The 16,530-nt window shown below is 63.9% G+C and carries 13 protein-coding genes and 1 pseudogene; 9 read left to right on the top strand and 5 right to left on the bottom strand.

Features of this window, described 5'->3' with window-relative positions:
• The 3 genes and pseudogenes from AC1DJB_RS12740 to AC1DJB_RS12730 all read left to right on the top strand — a co-directional run.
• Nucleotides 1-988: pseudogene (locus tag AC1DJB_RS12740) on the top strand (HNH endonuclease signature motif containing protein); the annotation flags it as partial.
• Nucleotides 989-1,264: 276 nt separating this feature from the next.
• A complete protein-coding gene (locus tag AC1DJB_RS12735; protein ID WP_306959808.1) occupies nucleotides 1,265-2,014 on the top strand; it encodes a helix-hairpin-helix domain-containing protein in 750 nt (249 codons plus the stop codon).
• A 1-nt stretch (nucleotide 2,015) separates the two neighbouring features.
• Nucleotides 2,016-2,948 carry a ComEC/Rec2 family competence protein gene (locus AC1DJB_RS12730; RefSeq protein WP_476910387.1) on the top strand — a complete coding sequence of 311 codons (933 nt, stop codon included), beginning with the start codon at nucleotides 2,016-2,018 and terminating at the stop codon, nucleotides 2,946-2,948.
• A gap of 1,186 nt (nucleotides 2,949-4,134) precedes the next feature.
• Here AC1DJB_RS12730 and AC1DJB_RS12725 read toward each other — a convergent pair.
• From AC1DJB_RS12725 to AC1DJB_RS12710, 4 genes are all read right to left on the bottom strand, one after another.
• On the bottom strand, nucleotides 4,135-5,241 hold the full coding sequence (locus AC1DJB_RS12725) for a Gfo/Idh/MocA family protein (protein ID WP_476910386.1): 1,107 nt from the start codon (nucleotides 5,239-5,241) through the stop codon (nucleotides 4,135-4,137).
• Nucleotides 5,238-6,854, bottom strand: coding sequence for a glycoside hydrolase family 32 protein (locus tag AC1DJB_RS12720; RefSeq protein WP_476910385.1), 1,617 nt, complete (start codon nucleotides 6,852-6,854; stop codon nucleotides 5,238-5,240). Before AC1DJB_RS12720 ends, AC1DJB_RS12725 begins: the two co-directional genes overlap by 4 nt.
• Before the next feature lie 219 nt (nucleotides 6,855-7,073).
• A complete protein-coding gene (locus AC1DJB_RS12715; protein ID WP_476910384.1) occupies nucleotides 7,074-8,135 on the bottom strand; it encodes a LacI family DNA-binding transcriptional regulator in 1,062 nt (353 codons plus the stop codon).
• Nucleotides 8,136-8,146: 11 nt separating this feature from the next.
• Nucleotides 8,147-9,379 (bottom strand): Gfo/Idh/MocA family protein, encoded by a 1,233-nt coding sequence (locus tag AC1DJB_RS12710; RefSeq protein ID WP_476910383.1) that lies wholly within the window; start codon nucleotides 9,377-9,379, stop codon nucleotides 8,147-8,149.
• 154 nt (nucleotides 9,380-9,533) lie between these two features.
• Between AC1DJB_RS12710 and AC1DJB_RS12705 the strand changes: the two genes are divergently transcribed.
• From AC1DJB_RS12705 to mgrA, 6 genes are all read left to right on the top strand, one after another.
• The gene (locus AC1DJB_RS12705) at nucleotides 9,534-10,490 is read left to right on the top strand and encodes a carbohydrate ABC transporter permease (RefSeq protein WP_476910382.1); all 957 of its coding nucleotides are present in this window, start codon (nucleotides 9,534-9,536) and stop codon (nucleotides 10,488-10,490) included.
• Nucleotides 10,491-10,501: 11 nt separating this feature from the next.
• The gene (locus AC1DJB_RS12700) at nucleotides 10,502-11,425 is read left to right on the top strand and encodes a carbohydrate ABC transporter permease (protein ID WP_476910381.1); all 924 of its coding nucleotides are present in this window, start codon (nucleotides 10,502-10,504) and stop codon (nucleotides 11,423-11,425) included.
• A gap of 81 nt (nucleotides 11,426-11,506) precedes the next feature.
• The gene (locus AC1DJB_RS12695) at nucleotides 11,507-12,859 is read left to right on the top strand and encodes an ABC transporter substrate-binding protein (protein ID WP_476910380.1); all 1,353 of its coding nucleotides are present in this window, start codon (nucleotides 11,507-11,509) and stop codon (nucleotides 12,857-12,859) included.
• Between the two features lie 85 nt (nucleotides 12,860-12,944).
• Nucleotides 12,945-13,166, top strand: coding sequence for a hypothetical protein (locus AC1DJB_RS12690; RefSeq protein ID WP_476910379.1), 222 nt, complete (start codon nucleotides 12,945-12,947; stop codon nucleotides 13,164-13,166).
• Nucleotides 13,167-13,197: 31 nt separating this feature from the next.
• Nucleotides 13,198-13,557, top strand: a complete 360-nt coding sequence (locus tag AC1DJB_RS12685; protein ID WP_476910378.1) for a hypothetical protein — start codon at nucleotides 13,198-13,200, stop codon at nucleotides 13,555-13,557.
• A gap of 280 nt (nucleotides 13,558-13,837) precedes the next feature.
• Entirely contained in the window at nucleotides 13,838-14,875 is a 1,038-nt protein-coding gene (mgrA, locus tag AC1DJB_RS12680) for an L-glyceraldehyde 3-phosphate reductase (RefSeq protein ID WP_476910377.1), read from the top strand.
• A 440-nt stretch (nucleotides 14,876-15,315) separates the two neighbouring features.
• Here the strand turns inward: mgrA and AC1DJB_RS12675 are convergent, their stop codons facing one another.
• Complete coding sequence (locus AC1DJB_RS12675) at nucleotides 15,316-16,347, bottom strand: LacI family DNA-binding transcriptional regulator (protein WP_476910393.1); 1,032 nt, start codon at nucleotides 16,345-16,347, stop codon at nucleotides 15,316-15,318.
• Nucleotides 16,348-16,530 lie beyond the last annotated feature (183 nt).

Below are 16,530 nucleotides of genomic sequence, written 5' to 3'. Positions count from 1 at the left end.
TCACCGGGCAAACGGTCCCTGCCCGGCACGGGGAAACGGCCGCGGCGCTGGCGTCCGGGGTGATCGGGTCCCGCTCGGCCGGGATCATCACGATGGCCGTGGCGAAGGTGCGTCCGTTGTGCAGCCCGGAGAAGGCCACGGRGATGGAACATGCCCTGGCCCGCACCGCGGAGGAAAACGACCAGGACTTCCTGGCCAGGGTGGCCCGGCGCTGGATCGAGGCGATCGACCAGGACGGACCGGAACCGTCCGAAGAATCCCTGCGCCACCACCAGGGAGCGTTCCTGCGCCGCCCCAAACACGGCCTGGCGCATGTGGAGATCTTCGCCACCACCGAGCAATACGAACACCTGCTCACGGTCATGAACACCGCCACCAACCCCCGAACCCGCACACCCCAGGGCGCAGCAACCCAGGGCACAGCTCAGGTCTGCGCGGAGCCTTCCGGCGATTCGTCCGGGGGACCATCCGGCGATTCCCCCGGCGATTCGTCCGGCGATTCATCCGGCGAGTCGTCCGGGAGTGCCGGGGCGCCGGACCGGCGGTCGCGGGCGCAGAAGCTCCTGGACGGTCTGGTCGGCGCCTGCAAGCTCGCCCTGGCCACGGGATCCCTGCCCGCCACGGGCGGCCACCGCCCGACATCATCCCCGTGGTCCTGGGCGGCGAGGGCCAGGTCCTGGACATCGGACGGGCCTCACGGATCTTCCCGCCGCACATCCGCAAGGCCATCACCGCGCGGGACAAGGGCTGCGCCTTCCCCGGGTGCACCATGCCGGCCCCTTGGTGCGAGGCCCACCATATCGAGTACTGGTCCCGCGGCGGAGTCACGAGCGCCGCGAACGGGACGCTGCTCTGCAGCCATCACCACCACCTGATCCACAAGGAAGACTGGCACATCCAGGTCCAAGCGGGCGTGCCCTGGTTCATCCCGCCACCGCACACCGACCCCCACCGCAAACCCCGGAGAAACCACTACTTCCAGTTATGAGTCCCGAGATGGGCGTTCTCCTGTGCCCACTTATCCTCCACAAGCACTCTGCGGCGGGCCTGTCCACATAGCACCGGTCCGGGCTGCTGCTGCGGGCTCGGACCTTCTAGGCTCGTGGATATGCCACGTAGGAACCGAGCCTCACCCGCGGATGATGCTGCGAGTGCCGCCCGGCTCCGATTCGTTGCTCGTCTTGCGTCACCGACGGACCACGAGGCCGAGGCTCAGCCTGGCCACGTCAACAAAACGGAGCCTCTGCTTCCATTGCAGGCCTTGATGACATCCGGACCGGCTATGGACGATGTGGGGGAGCAGTCAGGCACCGAAGGGGTGTCCGAAGAGGCAGGACCTCCATCGAGGCTTCGGTGGCGCACTCCATGGCGGGTAGCCGTGTTGTTGGCTTTGCCTTGTTTGTTGCTGGTGATTTGGTTCTTCTGGCAGTCCTGGTCCGGGCAGCCGATGGTTGAGCCCCTCGTTCGAAGTTCACATGCGGGAGGAAATCCCGAAGCGGGCGCGGGAAGTAGAAATGGCGGTGTCGATGGGGACCTGGAATCACCCGATGGAGCCCAGCTCCTCATAGTCCACGTGGCGGGTGCCGTGAAGAACCCCGGGATTGTCAGGGTGCCCGCCGGTGCGCGGGTATTCGACGCGATCGCCGCAGCTGGTGGTGCGGATACAACTGCCCAGCTTGACAGCCTCAACCTTGCCGCCATCGTGGAGGACTCGGCGAAGATTCATGTTCCGCGGCTGGGGGAGGCTGTTCCGTCACAGCTTGCGGGGCCAATTGGCGGTGCGCCCACAGCCGGTGGCGCGGGAACCGGGACTTCTGGCGGTGGAAAAGTCAACCTCAATACCGCGACGGCCGAGGAGCTCGACGCCTTGCCCAAGGTCGGCCCCGTCCTGGCCAAACGCATTGTCGAATGGCGGCAGCAGCACGGCCCGTTCGCTGCCGTGGAGGACCTCGATGCCGTGGATGGTGTTGGTCCCAAGATGATGGAATCGCTTCTGCCCTTGGTGACGGTCTAGGGTGAGCGGAGTCAAGCTGAGCCCCGGCCGCGTAGACCTTCGGCTGGCCCCGTCTGCCGTTCTCACGTGGGCTGTCTCCCTTGCGGCCGCCTATCTACCTTCCCTCTGGACGGGAGTTGTGTGCGTGGCTTTGGCCCTCGCCGCGTGTCTTCTTCTCGCCACTCGGGCCAGGGCTCCTCGTAGCCTGAGGACGTTTCCTGCCACGTTGGCCGTTGCGTGTTTGTTCGGCGCGGCCGTGGCCGCCCACGCCGCAATGCAAGCCGGACAGCGCGACGACGGACCGGTTGCCGACGTTGCAGCGGCGCGCGATTCGGTGGTCATTCATGTGTTGATCGTGGGTGATCCTCGCGAGTTAGGCACGGATTCCCGTGGATCGGGACGGTGGGCCGTGCCGGCCGAAGTGATTGATATCGCGGCCGACGGCATGCTGATCCGCTCCCGCACCAGAATTCTGCTGACCGGAGGGGAAGGCTGGGGGCAGGTTGTCGCGGGACAGGAGGTAAGAACAGCCGGAAAACTGAAGCCTGCAAAGCCAGGACAAATCGAGGCTGGTGTTCTTGCCGCCGCCACCCCACCCATGCGGCCGGACTCACAGCGGAAGCCAGACACACAGAACAAGCCAGAAGCAAGGCACCCGACGCAAGGACCTGCCGACGTTCCCCACGGTCCCGCCCAATTGAAAAGGCAATTCAGTTCCGCCGCCGAGTGGTTGCAGGGCGACGCCGCCGGACTCCTGCCTGGAATGGTCACGGGCGACACCACGGGCTTGGACGAAAGCCTGGAGACGGCGATGAAAACCACCGGCACCACCCATCTCACCGCGGTCAGTGGCAAGAAAATCTTCTATATGATATGGGTTCAGCTCGGAGCAATTTCGCGCATCCCCGCAGGTCAAAGCCATTTCAACTACCCATCTCCTCTTAATAGTTTGTGACCAGTAATGTTTACTTTTAAGGTACTCGATGTGCCGATGACACTTCGACCGGGCGGAAATTCTGTTGACCGGCACTGGGCCGCGGCCCTTGAGAGTCGCAATCTGGGGGAGAGGATTCCACCGTCGGCGCGGCATGCATGATCCGCGAAACTGCAGTTGCTCAGCGACTGACATCGAGCCGGCCGGACTCAGGGCTCCTGCGAGGTCCTTGAACATCGAAATCCCCTAGTTCGCATCGTTGAGAGGCGTGGGAGATGCGGTGCCAGCGATCCTAGCGGAAGTGGCTTGCGCCGGTCGGGTCGGAGGCATCCGCGGGAGACGTACCCCAAGCAAGCCCATTCGGCTCAAGGACATGCTCGAGCGGAATGGCTTGCCGTTAGGATCCGGTCAGGGAACTATCGCCGTGAGGGCTGCCCTAGCTGAGACCTGGAAGACTACATCGCTCGGATGTGCGCGGCTGCCGCAGCAGACATCGTGGCCACGCTGTTGGGAACCGACTGCGAGGACGCCGAGTGAGTCAGGCGGTTAGCTGCCTGGGCCCCGGGGCCAGGGCTAATGCGGAAGTGGGCCCAGGATGGCGGTGCGTTCCAAGGGAAGAAGGTCGTTCGCCCCCACGTGTCAGGTTGAGTTCTACGACCCACTCGTCACCTTGCCAGGAAAGAAAGAAGTGGACCCCAATCTGACAGCACTCGGGGGGGACGCTGACGTCAGGTTGGGGTGTACCCCAGACAGAACTAAACACGGTGTGGTGCGATTCCAATTGTGAATCGCAGCGATAAATGGCGTCCTTTTCGCGGCGCTAGATTTCGGGATTGGGCTGGTTGCGCGCGTTGGAACTCGCGGTAGATGGCGGCACAGGAGACGCCGAATAGTTCTGCAAGCTCCGTCTTGGGGTGGGTGCGGGCAGCGTGGACGGCGACTAGGTGACCTTACGGCCCAACGCGATGGGCCGCGGCACGTTCCGGCGACACCCCTTGTGGTCACCAAACTCGACAATCTGGCCACGCTCTCTTCCAGATGCACGCGACATCGCCGACGAGCTAACACGGACATAATTTCGGCTTAGCCTAGGCCGAAGTGGGCGAAGCGCCTCAGCTGCTTTTACGTCCGTGCGGATGGTCGACCCGGGCGCGACGGCGCGCTGGCCGAACCTCACAGGTGCGAGCCTGCGGGCGTGGTCAGGATCTCAAGCCGGCGGCGGCTGATCGTTGGCGTACACCACACCCAACTGGGAGCGAACGCCGTCGAACAACTCCAGAATGGCCACCGAATCAGCCAATGGCATGGTGGCGCTTTCCAGTTGTCCTGCCTGGATGCAGCGGGTAACCTCACGCAGCTGGTAGGTGTAGCCGGACCCGGGCTGGTCGAAGGATTCCTCGCGGCTGGTGTCCCACCCGGTGCTGATCCGGATGGTCCTGGGATTGTTCACTAAATCCACAGTTTCGATCATGCCCTTGGTTCCCGAGACCACGGCCGTGCGGGGCCCTAAGGAGGACAGGTAGCTCATCAGCTGCGCCTGGGCACCACCGTCATACTCCAGCGTCAGTGCGTTCTGGCTGTCCACGCCAAAATCCGTCACAGTGCCGGAGGCGTGCACCGCGTTGGGGGCACCCAACGCACCCCAGGCCCAGAGCAGCGGGTAGACGGTAACATCCAACAACGCGCCACCGCCGTCGGCCGGGGCCCAGACGCGGGCACTGAGGTCTTCCGGCGCCGGGAAGCCCAGATCCGCACGGACCCAGCGCACGATGCCGATTTCTCCCGAGGCGATGATGTCCAGGGCCCGCTGGATGCCGGGCACGAAACGGGCCCAGACTGCCTCCATCAGGAACAGCCCGCCCTCACGGGCCAGCTCCACCAAGGCTCGGGCCTCGGCAGCATTGATGGTCAGCGCCTTCTCGCACAGGACATGCTTGCCTGCGTTGAGGGCCGCCTTGGCCACCTCGTAGTGGTAGGCATGCGGGGTGGCGATGTAGACCACGTCCACCTCGGGGTCCAGGACGAGCTGCTCATAGCCGGCCCCGCCGTCGTCCGCGGTCCTGTCGTAGTAGGCGCGGACAAAGCCAAACTCCGCTGCGAACTCCTCGGCATTCGCCTGGGTGCGGGAGCTGACTGCCTGAAGCACGGCATCCTCCAACAGCGCCAAGTCCGCCGTGACGGTGTGGGCGATGCCGCCGGTGGCCACCACGCCCCAGCGCAGTGCGGTGCCTGTGGCGGAGAGGGTCTCCGGGGTGTCCGTGGTGTACCAGTCAGGCTTGGCGATATGGCGCGGTTGGGGCATCAGTTCAGTCATGGGGCCATTCCCCCCACGGCCATACCATGCCCCGGAGAATCTGCTACGGCATGCGGGCTTGTCCGGTGGGGGTGGGATCGCAACGGCTCTGCGGTTCGCGCCGGTGGCTCTGCGGGTCGCGTCACTTTCAGGCTGGGGACGGTGGCGGTCCCGCCTGTGGCGTAGAGCGACAGGCGGGTTCTGTCCGGCCCGGGAAATATGAGGCCTGTCATGGTGACCTGGCCGCTTTGGGCGAAGACTTCCACTGAGCTGTGGTCGATGAAGAGGGTGAGAGTGTATGAGCCGTCGGAGGCCGGTTTCAGTGGTGCCGTATCGGTGGAGGCAAAGGCGTCATGGAATTCCGTGTTGCCGGAGTTCGTACGGTCCATGATGAGCCGGTTGGCGGAGGGACAGATGCCGATGCGTGTGCCCTCGGTGTCCTTGCCTCGAATGATGAGTCCGAATTCCTCTGCGGATCCCGGGATGAAGGTCACCTCTATGATCTCTACCGGTGCCCCGGCGTGCAGGTGGCGCATTCCTTCATCTATTGCAAGATCCGACCAGGTAATCACGGACAGTGCGTCGCCGGTTCGATATTCGTCGGCGACCCGTTGGGACAGTCGGGGCTGGCCCTGGTCCGTGACCAGGGACATTTCGCGTACGAGTGACATCGAACTGCGCCATGGCCAGGTCGGGATGTCGGCGCCGTATTGCCAGTTGTTCATCCAGCCGACCATGAGACGGCGCCCGTCGGGTGCGTTGGCGAAAGACACGGCCGCGTAGTAGTCCCGTCCCCAATCGAGCCAGTGGTAGGCGTCGAGCCCGGCCGTTTGGCTGCTGCCGTCGGTGACGGTTGTTTCGGATGTGAAGGCCACGCCGTCGAAGTGGCCGACAAAGTATTGACCGCCTGACCCGCCATTGGGTCCACCGGGGTTGAGGTTCACAGTGAGAATCCACTTGGTCTGCTCTTCGTCGCCGTCCAGTGGCAAGGGGAAAAGGTCAGGGCATTCCCAGACGCCGCCGGTGGCGTTGGCGGGTCCGAAGCTGCTGAGGTAGTGCCAGTCCCGAAGGTTGTCGGAGCTATAGATGACCACTGTGTGCTCCTTGGCTTCGACGGCCACCATGACCCAATAGCTGCCCTGGTGCCCGTTGTAGCGGAATACCTTCGGATCGCGGAAGTCTGCGGAGCTCCTGTCGAGGACGGGGTTGCCGTGGTGCTTCGTCCAGGTGTAGCCGCCGTCGGAGCTCCAGGCCAGCGACTGGGCCTGTGTGCCCCGGCGGGCTGAGCTGTCCTTGTAGGCGCTCGTGTAAATTGCTACCAGCGGGGCTGTCCGCCCGTTGCCGAGGCCGCTGGTGTTGTACTGGTCGATGACGATGCTGCCGGAGTAGATGTCCTCTTCGGCGTCGCAGAGGATGGCCACGGTCTGCTCGTCCCAGCTGATCAGGTCCACCGAGGTGGCGTGGCCCCAGGACATGTTTCCCCATACGTTCCCGAAGGGGTTGTTCTGGTAATAGAGGTGGTAGATGCCCTCGTGGTAAACGAGTCCGTTCGGGTCGTTCAGCCAGGTGTTTTTGGCCGTGTAGTGGATGGCGGGCCTGAAGATGTCATCCACTTGGGCGGGAATGGCAGTCATGACGTTGGGTGCCTTAATGGGTAGTCGGTGGTCGCCGGGGTAGGTGGCAGCTGCTGCGGTTGCCGGGGTGACTTCCGGGCAGTAAGGAAACGCGATCGCCGGTGGGCAGTTGCGAACGGACGTCGGGCCCGGAGGAGCGGGTTCTCCCATGGTTGGGGGATGCCGGCCCTCCACCGGCAGGTGATCGCCTTTAGCGCAGCCGGAGAGGCTGTGTTTGTGTCAGTGGCAGCCGCACGAAGCGCGCAGTACCAGCTCGGCGGGGAAGATTTTGGTCTGGGTTTCCCCTCCGGGCTCGGGGACCAGGAGGGCCTCCAAGGCGGTCTGTGCAAGGTCTTTTACGGGTTGGGCGACCGTGCTGAGCCGGGGCCAGGTGTATTCGGATTCGGGCGAGCCGTCGAAGGAGAACACCGCGAGGTCCTCCGGTACGCGCAGGCCACCCTCGTGGAGGGCGCAGAGCAGACCCACCGCCTGCTGGTCGGAGCTGACGAAGACTGCGGTCGGACGCTCGCTGCGGGCCAGCAGCTCCTGCCCGGCACGGTACCCGCCCTCGCGGGTAAACGGTGCCCTGGCGATGGGGCCCGCGATGAGGCCGGCATCCTGGATCCCCTGATGCCACCCGACCTCGCGTGCGTCCAGGTCACCGCCAGCGTTGCCGCCCATGACCAGCCCGATGCTCTCGTGCCCGTGGCTGATGAGGTGCTCGACCGCCATGCGTGCCCCGTCCTGGAAGGCCACTCCAACGGAGTCGTGGCCTCCCGCCCCGTGCTTCACGACGGCGGGACTGCCTGCCGTGGCGAGGTCGGTGCTGTGGTTCAGGAGCACAACGGGAATCTCTGCCTGTTCAAGGTCCATCAGATCGGGCTCGAACAGCACGCTGCACAGGAACAGGCCATCCACCCTCCGGGCGGCGAAGTTCTTGATGAGGCGGCGCTCCGTGCGCAGCGAGGCCTGGGAGTCCGCCAGCAGGAGGGCGTAGCCCCGCTCGGCCGCGGCGTTTTCGACGGTACGGGCGAGCGAGGCGAAGAACGGATTCATGGCATCGGAGACGATCATCGCGAGCATCTCGCTGGAACCCAATGCAAGTGCCCGGGCTGCCGGATTGGGCCGGTAGCCAAGAGCCTTGATTGCCTGCCGCACCTTGGCCTCGTTCGCCGGGGACACGGGCCTGGGCCCGCCGTTGACCACGTAGCTGACGACGGCGGGGCTGACCCCTGCCAGCCGGGCGACGTCGTCGCGGGTGGCGGTCTTGGCGTGTGAGGTGGGGTGCGGCATGGCAACCATGCTAACGGGGTTTACTTGGCGGATTCGTGGAGTGCCGGGCGAGGCAGCTCTGCGGGGGCGTCGCCGAAGTCGGGCACCGGCAGGCGTTCGCCGCCACGCAGGGCGGACTGGTGGGCAACGATGCCTGGAAGCGTGTAGCGGGCCGCTTCCCAGGCGTTGACCGGAGGCAGGGTGCCGGTGTTGATGGCGGTGACGAAGTCATCCACGAGGAAGTGGTGGCTGCCCTCGTGGCCGTTGGGCAGGCCGCGGAACTCTGCCGGCAGGCGTCCTGCGTCGTGCACGGAGGCCATGCCGGAAATAAAGGCGTCGCGCAGCGCGGGGGCGACGTCGGCAAGCATGGGGTCATCCGCGTCCATGGTGGCCTGGGTCTCGAGCTGGTCACTGATGTCGGTGACGGTGTGCTTGTCCTGCCAGACGCTGACCAGGGCGAGCTGTTCCATGCTGGCCTCGGTGCCGAAGTAGCGGAAGCGGCTCTCGCGCAGGTGGGAGGGGTAGCCCACCCTGCGGAACTCGTTGATGCGCATGGACCCGCCGCCGGCGAGTTCGAACAGGGCGCTGGCGTTGGAAAAGTCGTTGGCGAACATGCTTACCTCCCGGTCGAAGACGCCGTCGCCGCGCTCGTCCCTGACCCCGACGCAGCTGACGCTGACGGCGTGACCGCCGGTTGCTCCGAGCACTCCGCCCACGGAATGAGTGGGGTAGAGCATGGGCGGGTAGCTGGCCGTGCGCTTCCAGTTTTCTCCGCCGCTGTACTGGTAGGCGTCGTAGAAGCCGAGGTCCATGTCGTGGACGTAGTCGCCCTCGGCGTAGAAGATCCGGCCGAAGGCGCCCTCTGCGTTCTTCTTGCGGGCCAAGACGGTTGCCGGGTTGTAGTAGCTTGTCTCACCCATCATATAGGTCAGCCCGGTCTCCCGGACCGCCTCGATGATGTCGGCGATCTCCGCTTCGGAGATCGCCATCGGCACGGCGGAGTAGACGTGCTTGCCGGCGCGCAGCGCCTGCACGACCAGGGGCCCGTGGGTCCAGCGCTGGGTGAAGATCGCGACGGCGTCGACGTCGCTTTCAAGCATTGCCTCGAAGCTGTCGAAAGTCCCTTCAGCCCCAACACTGCTGGCTTGCGACTCTGCACGCTCACTGATGAGGTCGGTGAAGTAGATGTCTGAGATTCCGGGGTGGGCAGCGAAGAGCTTGGCGAACACGCCTGAGAACTGTCCTGCACCAACGATTCCAATTGAAGAAGTCATGGGAAAAAGTATGGGCACAAAATCTACGCGCGTCAAGACATTCATCCGATCAGACTTTTAACCCTGATATTTCAAAGAAAATCTTGCATCTCACGTTGTGACGCGCGTAGAGTAACGGCCAATTGTTAGCTACCTCACAGGAGAGGGATCAAAGATGACCACCACTGCCACCAGCCGGGCCGCCAGAGCCGGCACGGCGCTCCATGAACAACCAGGACGGGCCGGGAAGCCCTTTTGGCGCCGGCGCCATGGAGACGTGCGGATTGCCCTGTTCTTCATCGCCCCGGCCCTGCTCGGTTTTGTCACCTTCTACGTGGTACCCGTGGTCCGGGGCATCTACCTGAGCTTCACCGAGTACAGCCTTTTTGGAGACCCCAAATGGGTTGGAGGGGCGAACTACGCAGCGATCGCAAAAGACCCGCTGTTCTGGAACTCACTGGCAGTGACGGGCGAATACGTGCTGATCAACGTAGTCCTCCAGACGACCCTGGCCCTGGGCCTGGCGCTGCTGATGCACCGGGTCGCCAAATCCACCCTTATCAGGGGCGCACTGCTGTTGCCCTATCTGATGGCCAACGTGATCGCGGCAATGCTCTGGTTCTGGCTGCTCGACTACCAGATCGGCATCGTCAACTACTTCATCGAAGCCGTCGGCCTGCCGCGGGTGGCGTTCTTCGGCAACGAGACCTGGGCCATTCCCACCCAGGCCCTGATCAACACCTGGCGCCACGTGGGCTACACCGCATTGCTCATCTTCGCCGGCATCCAGGCCATCCCACGGCAAATCTACGAGGTGGCCGAGCTCGACGGCGCCTCCCCCTTCCAGACCCTGCGGAGAATTACCCTGCCGCTGCTGCGTCCGGTGCTCGCGCTGGTGCTCATCGTCACCGTGATCGGATCCATCCAGATCTTTGACACCGTTGCCGTAACCACCCAGGGCGGCCCGGTCAATGCCAGCCGGGTCCTGCAGTACTACATCTACCAGCGGGCCTTCACCGAGTCGGACTTCGGCTACGGTTCCGCCCTCTCCGTCATCCTCTTCGTCATTCTCGCCGTGGTGGCCTTCGTTCAAATGAAGTTCCTCCGCGGCAACGAATCGGACCTGGATTAAGGAAAGCAACCATGACCACCACCCACCGTCCTAACCCTCCCCGCCTGCAGCGGTCCCGCAAACCCATGACCTGGCGCCGGTCAGTGTCCTGGGCCCTGATCATCGTTGCCGTTGCCGTCTCCGTGCTCCCGTTTTATTGGGTGCTGAGAACCTCCCTGTCTACCAACAGCTCGCTGGCCAGCAACGCGACCAACCTGCTGCCGGCCGATTTCAACCTCGGCGCCTTCAAGCGCGTGTTCGGACTCCAGTCAACCCAAGAAGCAATGGCAGAAGGCGGCTCCGGCGCCCACATCGACTTCTGGCTGTACCTGCGCAACTCCGTCGTCTTCGCCTCCATCACCACCGCGGGCGCACTGTTCTTCAGCGCAATGGCCGCCTACGCCTTCGCCCGACTACGCTGGAAGGGCCGGAACGCTGTCTTTAGCCTCTTCCTCGCCACCCTGATGATCCCCGGGATCTTCACCGCCCTGCCCAACTTCCTGCTCATCAAAAACCTCGGGCTGCTCAACACCTTGCCCGGCCTGGTGCTGCCCTACATTTTCATGAGCCCGTTCGCCATCTTCTTCCTTCGGCAGTTCTTCCTGAACATGTCCCGGGAAGTCGAGGAGGCAGCGATGCTCGACGGCGCCAAGCACCTGCGGATCTTTTTTCAGATCGCCCTTCCCAACGCCGCAGCACCCCTGGCCACCCTCGCGCTGCTGACCTTCATCGGCCAGTGGAACGAGTATTTCTGGCCCCTCCTGGTCGCCAACCAAGACGAGCTGAGGGTCCTCACCGTCGGACTCGGCGTCTTCAAGGCCCAGGCCCCCCAAGGCTCTCCGGACTGGTCCGGCCTGATGGCCGCGACCCTGGTCTCGGCCCTGCCGATCCTCCTGCTCTTTATCGCCTTCGGCAAAAAGATCGTCAATTCCATCGGCTTCTCCGGCATCAAATAACCCCCGCAAGCAGTTCCCCCGCCCCGCGGGAACAGTGCCGGTCCACTTCCGGCGCCCCCACCCTGTCCTGAAAGGACCCACATGAAAAAGAAAACAGCCAGCGCCATCGCCGTTGCCGCTGCCGCTGCGGCCGTTCTGGCCCTGTCCGCCTGCGGAAGCGGAGGAAGCAGCTCATCCGATGAAGCCAAGGGTGAACTCAACTACTGGCTCTGGGACTCCAACCAGCTCCCGGCCTACCAGCAGTGCGCCGACGATTTCCACAAGGCAAACCCGGACATCACCGTCAAGGTCACCCAGCGAGGATGGGACGACTACTGGTCCACCCTCACCAACGACTTTATCGCCGGAAACGCCCCGGACGTCTTCACCGACCACGTCACCAAATTTCCGGACCTCATCAAAAACAAGCAGCTGCTGCCCCTTGATGAAGCCCTCAAGAAGGACCCCGTCGACCTCTCGATCTACAACAAAGGCCTTGCCGACCTCTGGGTCGGACAAGACGGCAAGCGCTACGGGCTGCCCAAAGACTGGGACACCGTCGCCGTCTTCTACAACAAGAAGATGACCGCCGACGCAGGTGTCAGTGAGGCACAGATCAAAAACCTCACCTGGAACCCCACCGACGGCGGCAGCTACGAGAAGACCATCGCCCACCTGACCGTTGACAAAAACGGCAAACGCGGCGACGAACCCGGCTTCGACAAGAACAACGTGGCCGTCTACGGCCTGGGCCTCAACGGTGCCGGATCCGGCCTGGGCCAGTCCGAATGGAGCTACCTTACAGGCACCACCGGCTGGACCCACACCGACAAGAACCCCTGGGGCAGCCACTTCAACTACGATGACCCCAAATTCCAGCAGACCATCGCCTGGTACGCCGGTCTCATCCAAAAGGGCTACATGCCCAAACTGGAAACCACGGTCGGGGCAAGCACCCCTGACATCTTCGGCGCCGGCAAGGCAGCCATCAACGTCAACGGCTCCTGGACGATCGGCCAGTACGCCGGCTACAAGGGGATCGACCTCGGCATCGCCCCGACTCCCACCGGTGTCAACGGCAAGCGGGCATCCATGATGAACGGTCTCTCCGACGCCATCTGGGCCGGCACGAAGAAACCCGTAGCTGCCGCGAAGTTCGTCGAATACCTCGGATCGGCCGCCTGCCAGGACGTCGTTGCGTCCAAGGCAGTCGTCTTTCCCGCCATCACGTCCTCCTCCGACAAGGCCGCCTCGGCTTTCCAGGCCAAGGGCGTGGACGTGACCCCCTTCACCCAGCAGGTGAAAGACGGCACCACGTTCCTCTTCCCCATCGCGGAGAATGCCCCCAAGGTCGACGGCATCATGACACCTGCCATGGACGCGGTCGTCTCCGGCAAGAGCCCCGTCAGCTCGCTCACCCAGGCCAACGAACAAGTCAACGCCCTCTTCAAGTAACCATCCGATTCCGGTGGGAGGGGCGGGGCCCTTTCGGTTCCGCCCCTCCCACCGGGCGACAACGATCCACCCCTACAGGACCACCATGTACACCGACCCATCAAATGAAGACCTCCTCCACATCCGCGTCCAGAAACGGAGCCAACTAGAGGACCAACTGGACAAAGCCGTGAACATCCTCGCCGAACGGGCTCCGCTCTGCGGCGGCAAAGGGATCCTCGTTGCCCGGCACTCACCCCGGGACTTCACCGTCCAGCTCCACCCGGACGTCCCGTACGGAACCATCCAGGAAAGGCAGGAATGGTAACCCGCAACGCGAACAGCCTCCCCACGAAACCATGACCAGGAAATACCCATCGCCCGGGATGAAACGCCGCCGGAAACCACAACCCACGGGCCCCACCCTCACCACCCCAGGCACCGGCGTCCTCGACACCATGACCCACCGGGCCCGCCTCGCCACCTCTGCATGCCCGGAACTGCTTATCGACACCGACGGCTGGGCCCTGCCCAGCCAAGTCGCCTACCGGAGCTGGACCTCGGCACAAGCCGGTCTCGGGGTTCCCAGCCTGTACTACACCGTCCGCCTCGATGTACCCGACCCCAGCGAACAACCCATCCCGCCCGCGTCCCTGCACGCCACAGCGCAGCACCGGGCAGCACCGGGCAGCACCGGGCAGCCTACCGGGCCACGCTAACCCGTTGAGGCTGAATAACGTACGAAAAAACGGGGGTGTTCAGCGTCGGATGGCGGGAGGCTGCACACCCACCGCGAAACACAACAGCAGCTTGGGCTTCGCTCGAAGCATCTCAGTACTGTCTGCACCAAGGAGTCAGTGCCACCCTGGCTTTGTTGCGGCCCTCACGTACCAGCTGACCTCCTGGGTTGACCCTTTCTGGCCGGTTCATTCCTGCCTTCAAACTTCCCTCACCCGTGCGCCGGACCGGCTTCTTGCCGCGGCCGGCAGAAAGGCACCGATGACTTATTCGGCTGCGAACACCCGCTATGAATCCATGCCCTACCGCCGCGTCGGACGCAGCGGCCTGAAACTTCCCGCCATCTCCCTGGGCCTGTGGCACAACTTCGGCGACGACAAGCGCTTCGATGAACAGCGCGCCATCCTCCGCCGTGCCTTCGACCTAGGCGTCACCCACTTTGACCTGGCCAACAACTACGGCCCGCCGGACGGCTCGGCCGAAACCAACTTCGGCCGCCACCTGCAGGACGACTTCAAGCCGTACCGGGATGAACTCGTCATCTCCACCAAAGCCGGCTACTACATGTGGCCGGGTCCGTACGGCGAGTGGGGATCCCGCAAGTCCCTGCTCTCCAGCCTGGACCAGTCGCTGGGCCGGATGGGCCTGGACTACGTGGACATCTTCTACAGCCACCGGCCGGACCCCGAGACGCCGATGGAAGAGACCATGGGGGCGCTGGACTACGCCGTGCGCTCCGGCAAGGCGCTGTACGCGGGCATCTCCTCCTACACTCCGGAGCAGACCATCGAGGCTGCCCGGATCCTGAAGGGCCTCGGCACCCCGCTGCTCATCCACCAGCCCAGCTACTCCCTGCTGAACCGCTGGACCGAGAACGGAACGCCGAACCTTTACGAGGCGCTGGAAGAGGTGGGCGCCGGTTCCATCGCGTTCTCCCCGCTGGCACAGGGCATGCTGACGGACCGCTATCTGGTCGGCATCCCGGCCGATTCGCGGGCGGCCAAACAACGGTTCCTGTCCAAATCTGCCCTGACCGAGGACAAAATGGACCGTGTCCGCGGGCTCAACAGGATCGCCGCCGGCCGCGGGCAATCACTGGCGCAGATGGCGATCGCCTGGATCCTCCGCGACCAGCCCAAGGGATCCCCCGTCACCTCCGCCCTGGTGGGTGCATCCAGCGTCAAGCAACTGGAAGACACGCTATGCGCTATCAACAACCTCGCATTTACCGGCGAGGAACTCGCGGCCATCGACGACTTCGCAGCTGAATCAGACATCACCGTGACCGTCCGCACCTAATGCCCCGCCAATATCCCGGTGGTCGAAGGCGATGAGTGATCGTTTCCGAGGTGTGTCGATGTGCCAGTTGTGCCAGATCGCTGGGGCATATGCGGAGAGTCTGGCTGCGACTCTCGCGCAGACCACCGAACGCTGTGCTCTCCGACAAAAATCCCGCCAGCTCACTCCTGCGGGCCGCGGGCATCGAATCCCCCGCAGCGTCCAGCCCCACCATTTATACGTTCGTTTAGGTGACAGCCGGATCCGAAATCGGGATACCCTTGGCAACTGTCACTTAACCTGTGACCTTTGGCGCTCTTTGGCGGCATTCTGTGATCGCCAGGTGGCGCATCGATCTGAGTCCTCGAGCCCCATCTAGAGCGGCCCTAACGTCTCGTCACCGTCAAACGGCACCCTGGCATTCGGCTCGGCGCATTCCGAAAACACACCGATAGCCGAGCTCAAGGGGTCGCTGGGGGGAGGTCTGGCATTGGGGGTGCGGTTGTGGCGCGGATGACAAGTGACGTGGGGAGGGTGGTCGTCGGGGGGACCGCTTCGCCGCGCAGCAGCGCGAGCACGGCCTGGGCTGTCGTTCGGCCCAGCTCGAACGGGTCTTGCCGGACGGTGGTGAGATCGGTGAGCGATGCGAGTGGGTGGTCGTCAATGCCGATGACCGAGATGTCTTGGGGAACGCGCAGGCCTGCCCGCCGTATGGTTCTCATTGCGCCGAGGGCAACTTCGTCGGAGTGCGCATAGACGGCGGTGGGCGTTTGGTGCAGGCCCAGGAGTGTTCCCATGCAGGTCGCACCCTCTTCGCCGCCCCAGTCTGCGACCGCGACGAGTTCGGGAACGATGGGCAGGCCAGCCTCCGTGAGTGCGTCGTAGTAAGCGGTCGAGCGACGTCGGCTCAGGTGAGGAAGATCCGGGTCGGTCGCCTCGATCATCGCGATTCGCCGATGGCCGAGGTTGATCAGATGATCGACCGCGCGGCGCGCTGCCACATAATCGTCAATGTGCACGAGGGGGCTGACGCCATCCTGCAGGGCGGCCGTGACGATGTGGACACCCATGAGTTCTAGTTGGCGCTGCTCGTCCTCGGTCACGGGAAAACCGATGATGATGAGCGCATCGACCTTGCGTCGAGGGGGAAGCGCACGGAAAAACCGTCTGCGGTCACCCGCATCGCCCACGTGGTACAGCAGGAGGTCCAGTGCTGCCTCTCGCAATATCGTTTCGACGCCCTCTACGACGGCTCCGAAATGCCACCGCGACAGATGCGGCACTAAGACACCAACACGACCGGTGTTCCCCTTTGCCAATCCCGCGGCCTGGGGAGAGACGACGAAGTGCTGCTGTTCCGCGATCGCCAGGACTCGTTGCCGCGTGCGGGCAGAGACACCGTAGGAGTTGCTCAGCGCGCGGGAAGCGGTGGCCATGCCAACACCCGCGAGGCGCGCGATATCGGCCAGCGTCACCGAACTCGATTCCTGCATCACAGAATCAGCTTATCTGATCGGAATCGATTCCAAACATTCGACCGATCCGCGGTGCCGCCGAGTGGCCCTCTTTCCGGTCCTATTGACTTGATAACCATTGTGTGGATAACCTTTGTTTCGGAAGCGCTTCCGAAAACAAGGAAATTCCACGTTGCTGTTGCGCTGTTCCTTTTCAGCCCC

Source organism: Arthrobacter sp. 01T428, from assembly GCF_056398685.1.
This window is presented reverse-complemented; position numbering and strand designations above follow the sequence as displayed.

Coding starts and splice junctions, on each gene's coding strand:
- AC1DJB_RS12735 (WP_306959808.1), top strand. CDS start 1,265: ATGACATCCGGACCGGCTATGGACGATGTGGGGGAGCAGTCAGGCACC.
- AC1DJB_RS12725 (WP_476910386.1), bottom strand. CDS start 5,241: ATGACTGAACTGATGCCCCAACCGCGCCATATCGCCAAGCCTGACTGG.
- AC1DJB_RS12720 (WP_476910385.1), bottom strand. CDS start 6,854: ATGACTGCCATTCCCGCCCAAGTGGATGACATCTTCAGGCCCGCCATC.
- AC1DJB_RS12715 (WP_476910384.1), bottom strand. CDS start 8,135: ATGGTTGCCATGCCGCACCCCACCTCACACGCCAAGACCGCCACCCGC.
- AC1DJB_RS12710 (WP_476910383.1), bottom strand. CDS start 9,379: ATGACTTCTTCAATTGGAATCGTTGGTGCAGGACAGTTCTCAGGCGTG.
- AC1DJB_RS12705 (WP_476910382.1), top strand. CDS start 9,534: ATGACCACCACTGCCACCAGCCGGGCCGCCAGAGCCGGCACGGCGCTC.
- AC1DJB_RS12700 (WP_476910381.1), top strand. CDS start 10,502: ATGACCACCACCCACCGTCCTAACCCTCCCCGCCTGCAGCGGTCCCGC.
- AC1DJB_RS12695 (WP_476910380.1), top strand. CDS start 11,507: ATGAAAAAGAAAACAGCCAGCGCCATCGCCGTTGCCGCTGCCGCTGCG.
- AC1DJB_RS12690 (WP_476910379.1), top strand. CDS start 12,945: ATGTACACCGACCCATCAAATGAAGACCTCCTCCACATCCGCGTCCAG.
- AC1DJB_RS12685 (WP_476910378.1), top strand. CDS start 13,198: ATGACCAGGAAATACCCATCGCCCGGGATGAAACGCCGCCGGAAACCA.
- mgrA (WP_476910377.1), top strand. CDS start 13,838: ATGACTTATTCGGCTGCGAACACCCGCTATGAATCCATGCCCTACCGC.
- AC1DJB_RS12675 (WP_476910393.1), bottom strand. CDS start 16,347: ATGCAGGAATCGAGTTCGGTGACGCTGGCCGATATCGCGCGCCTCGCG.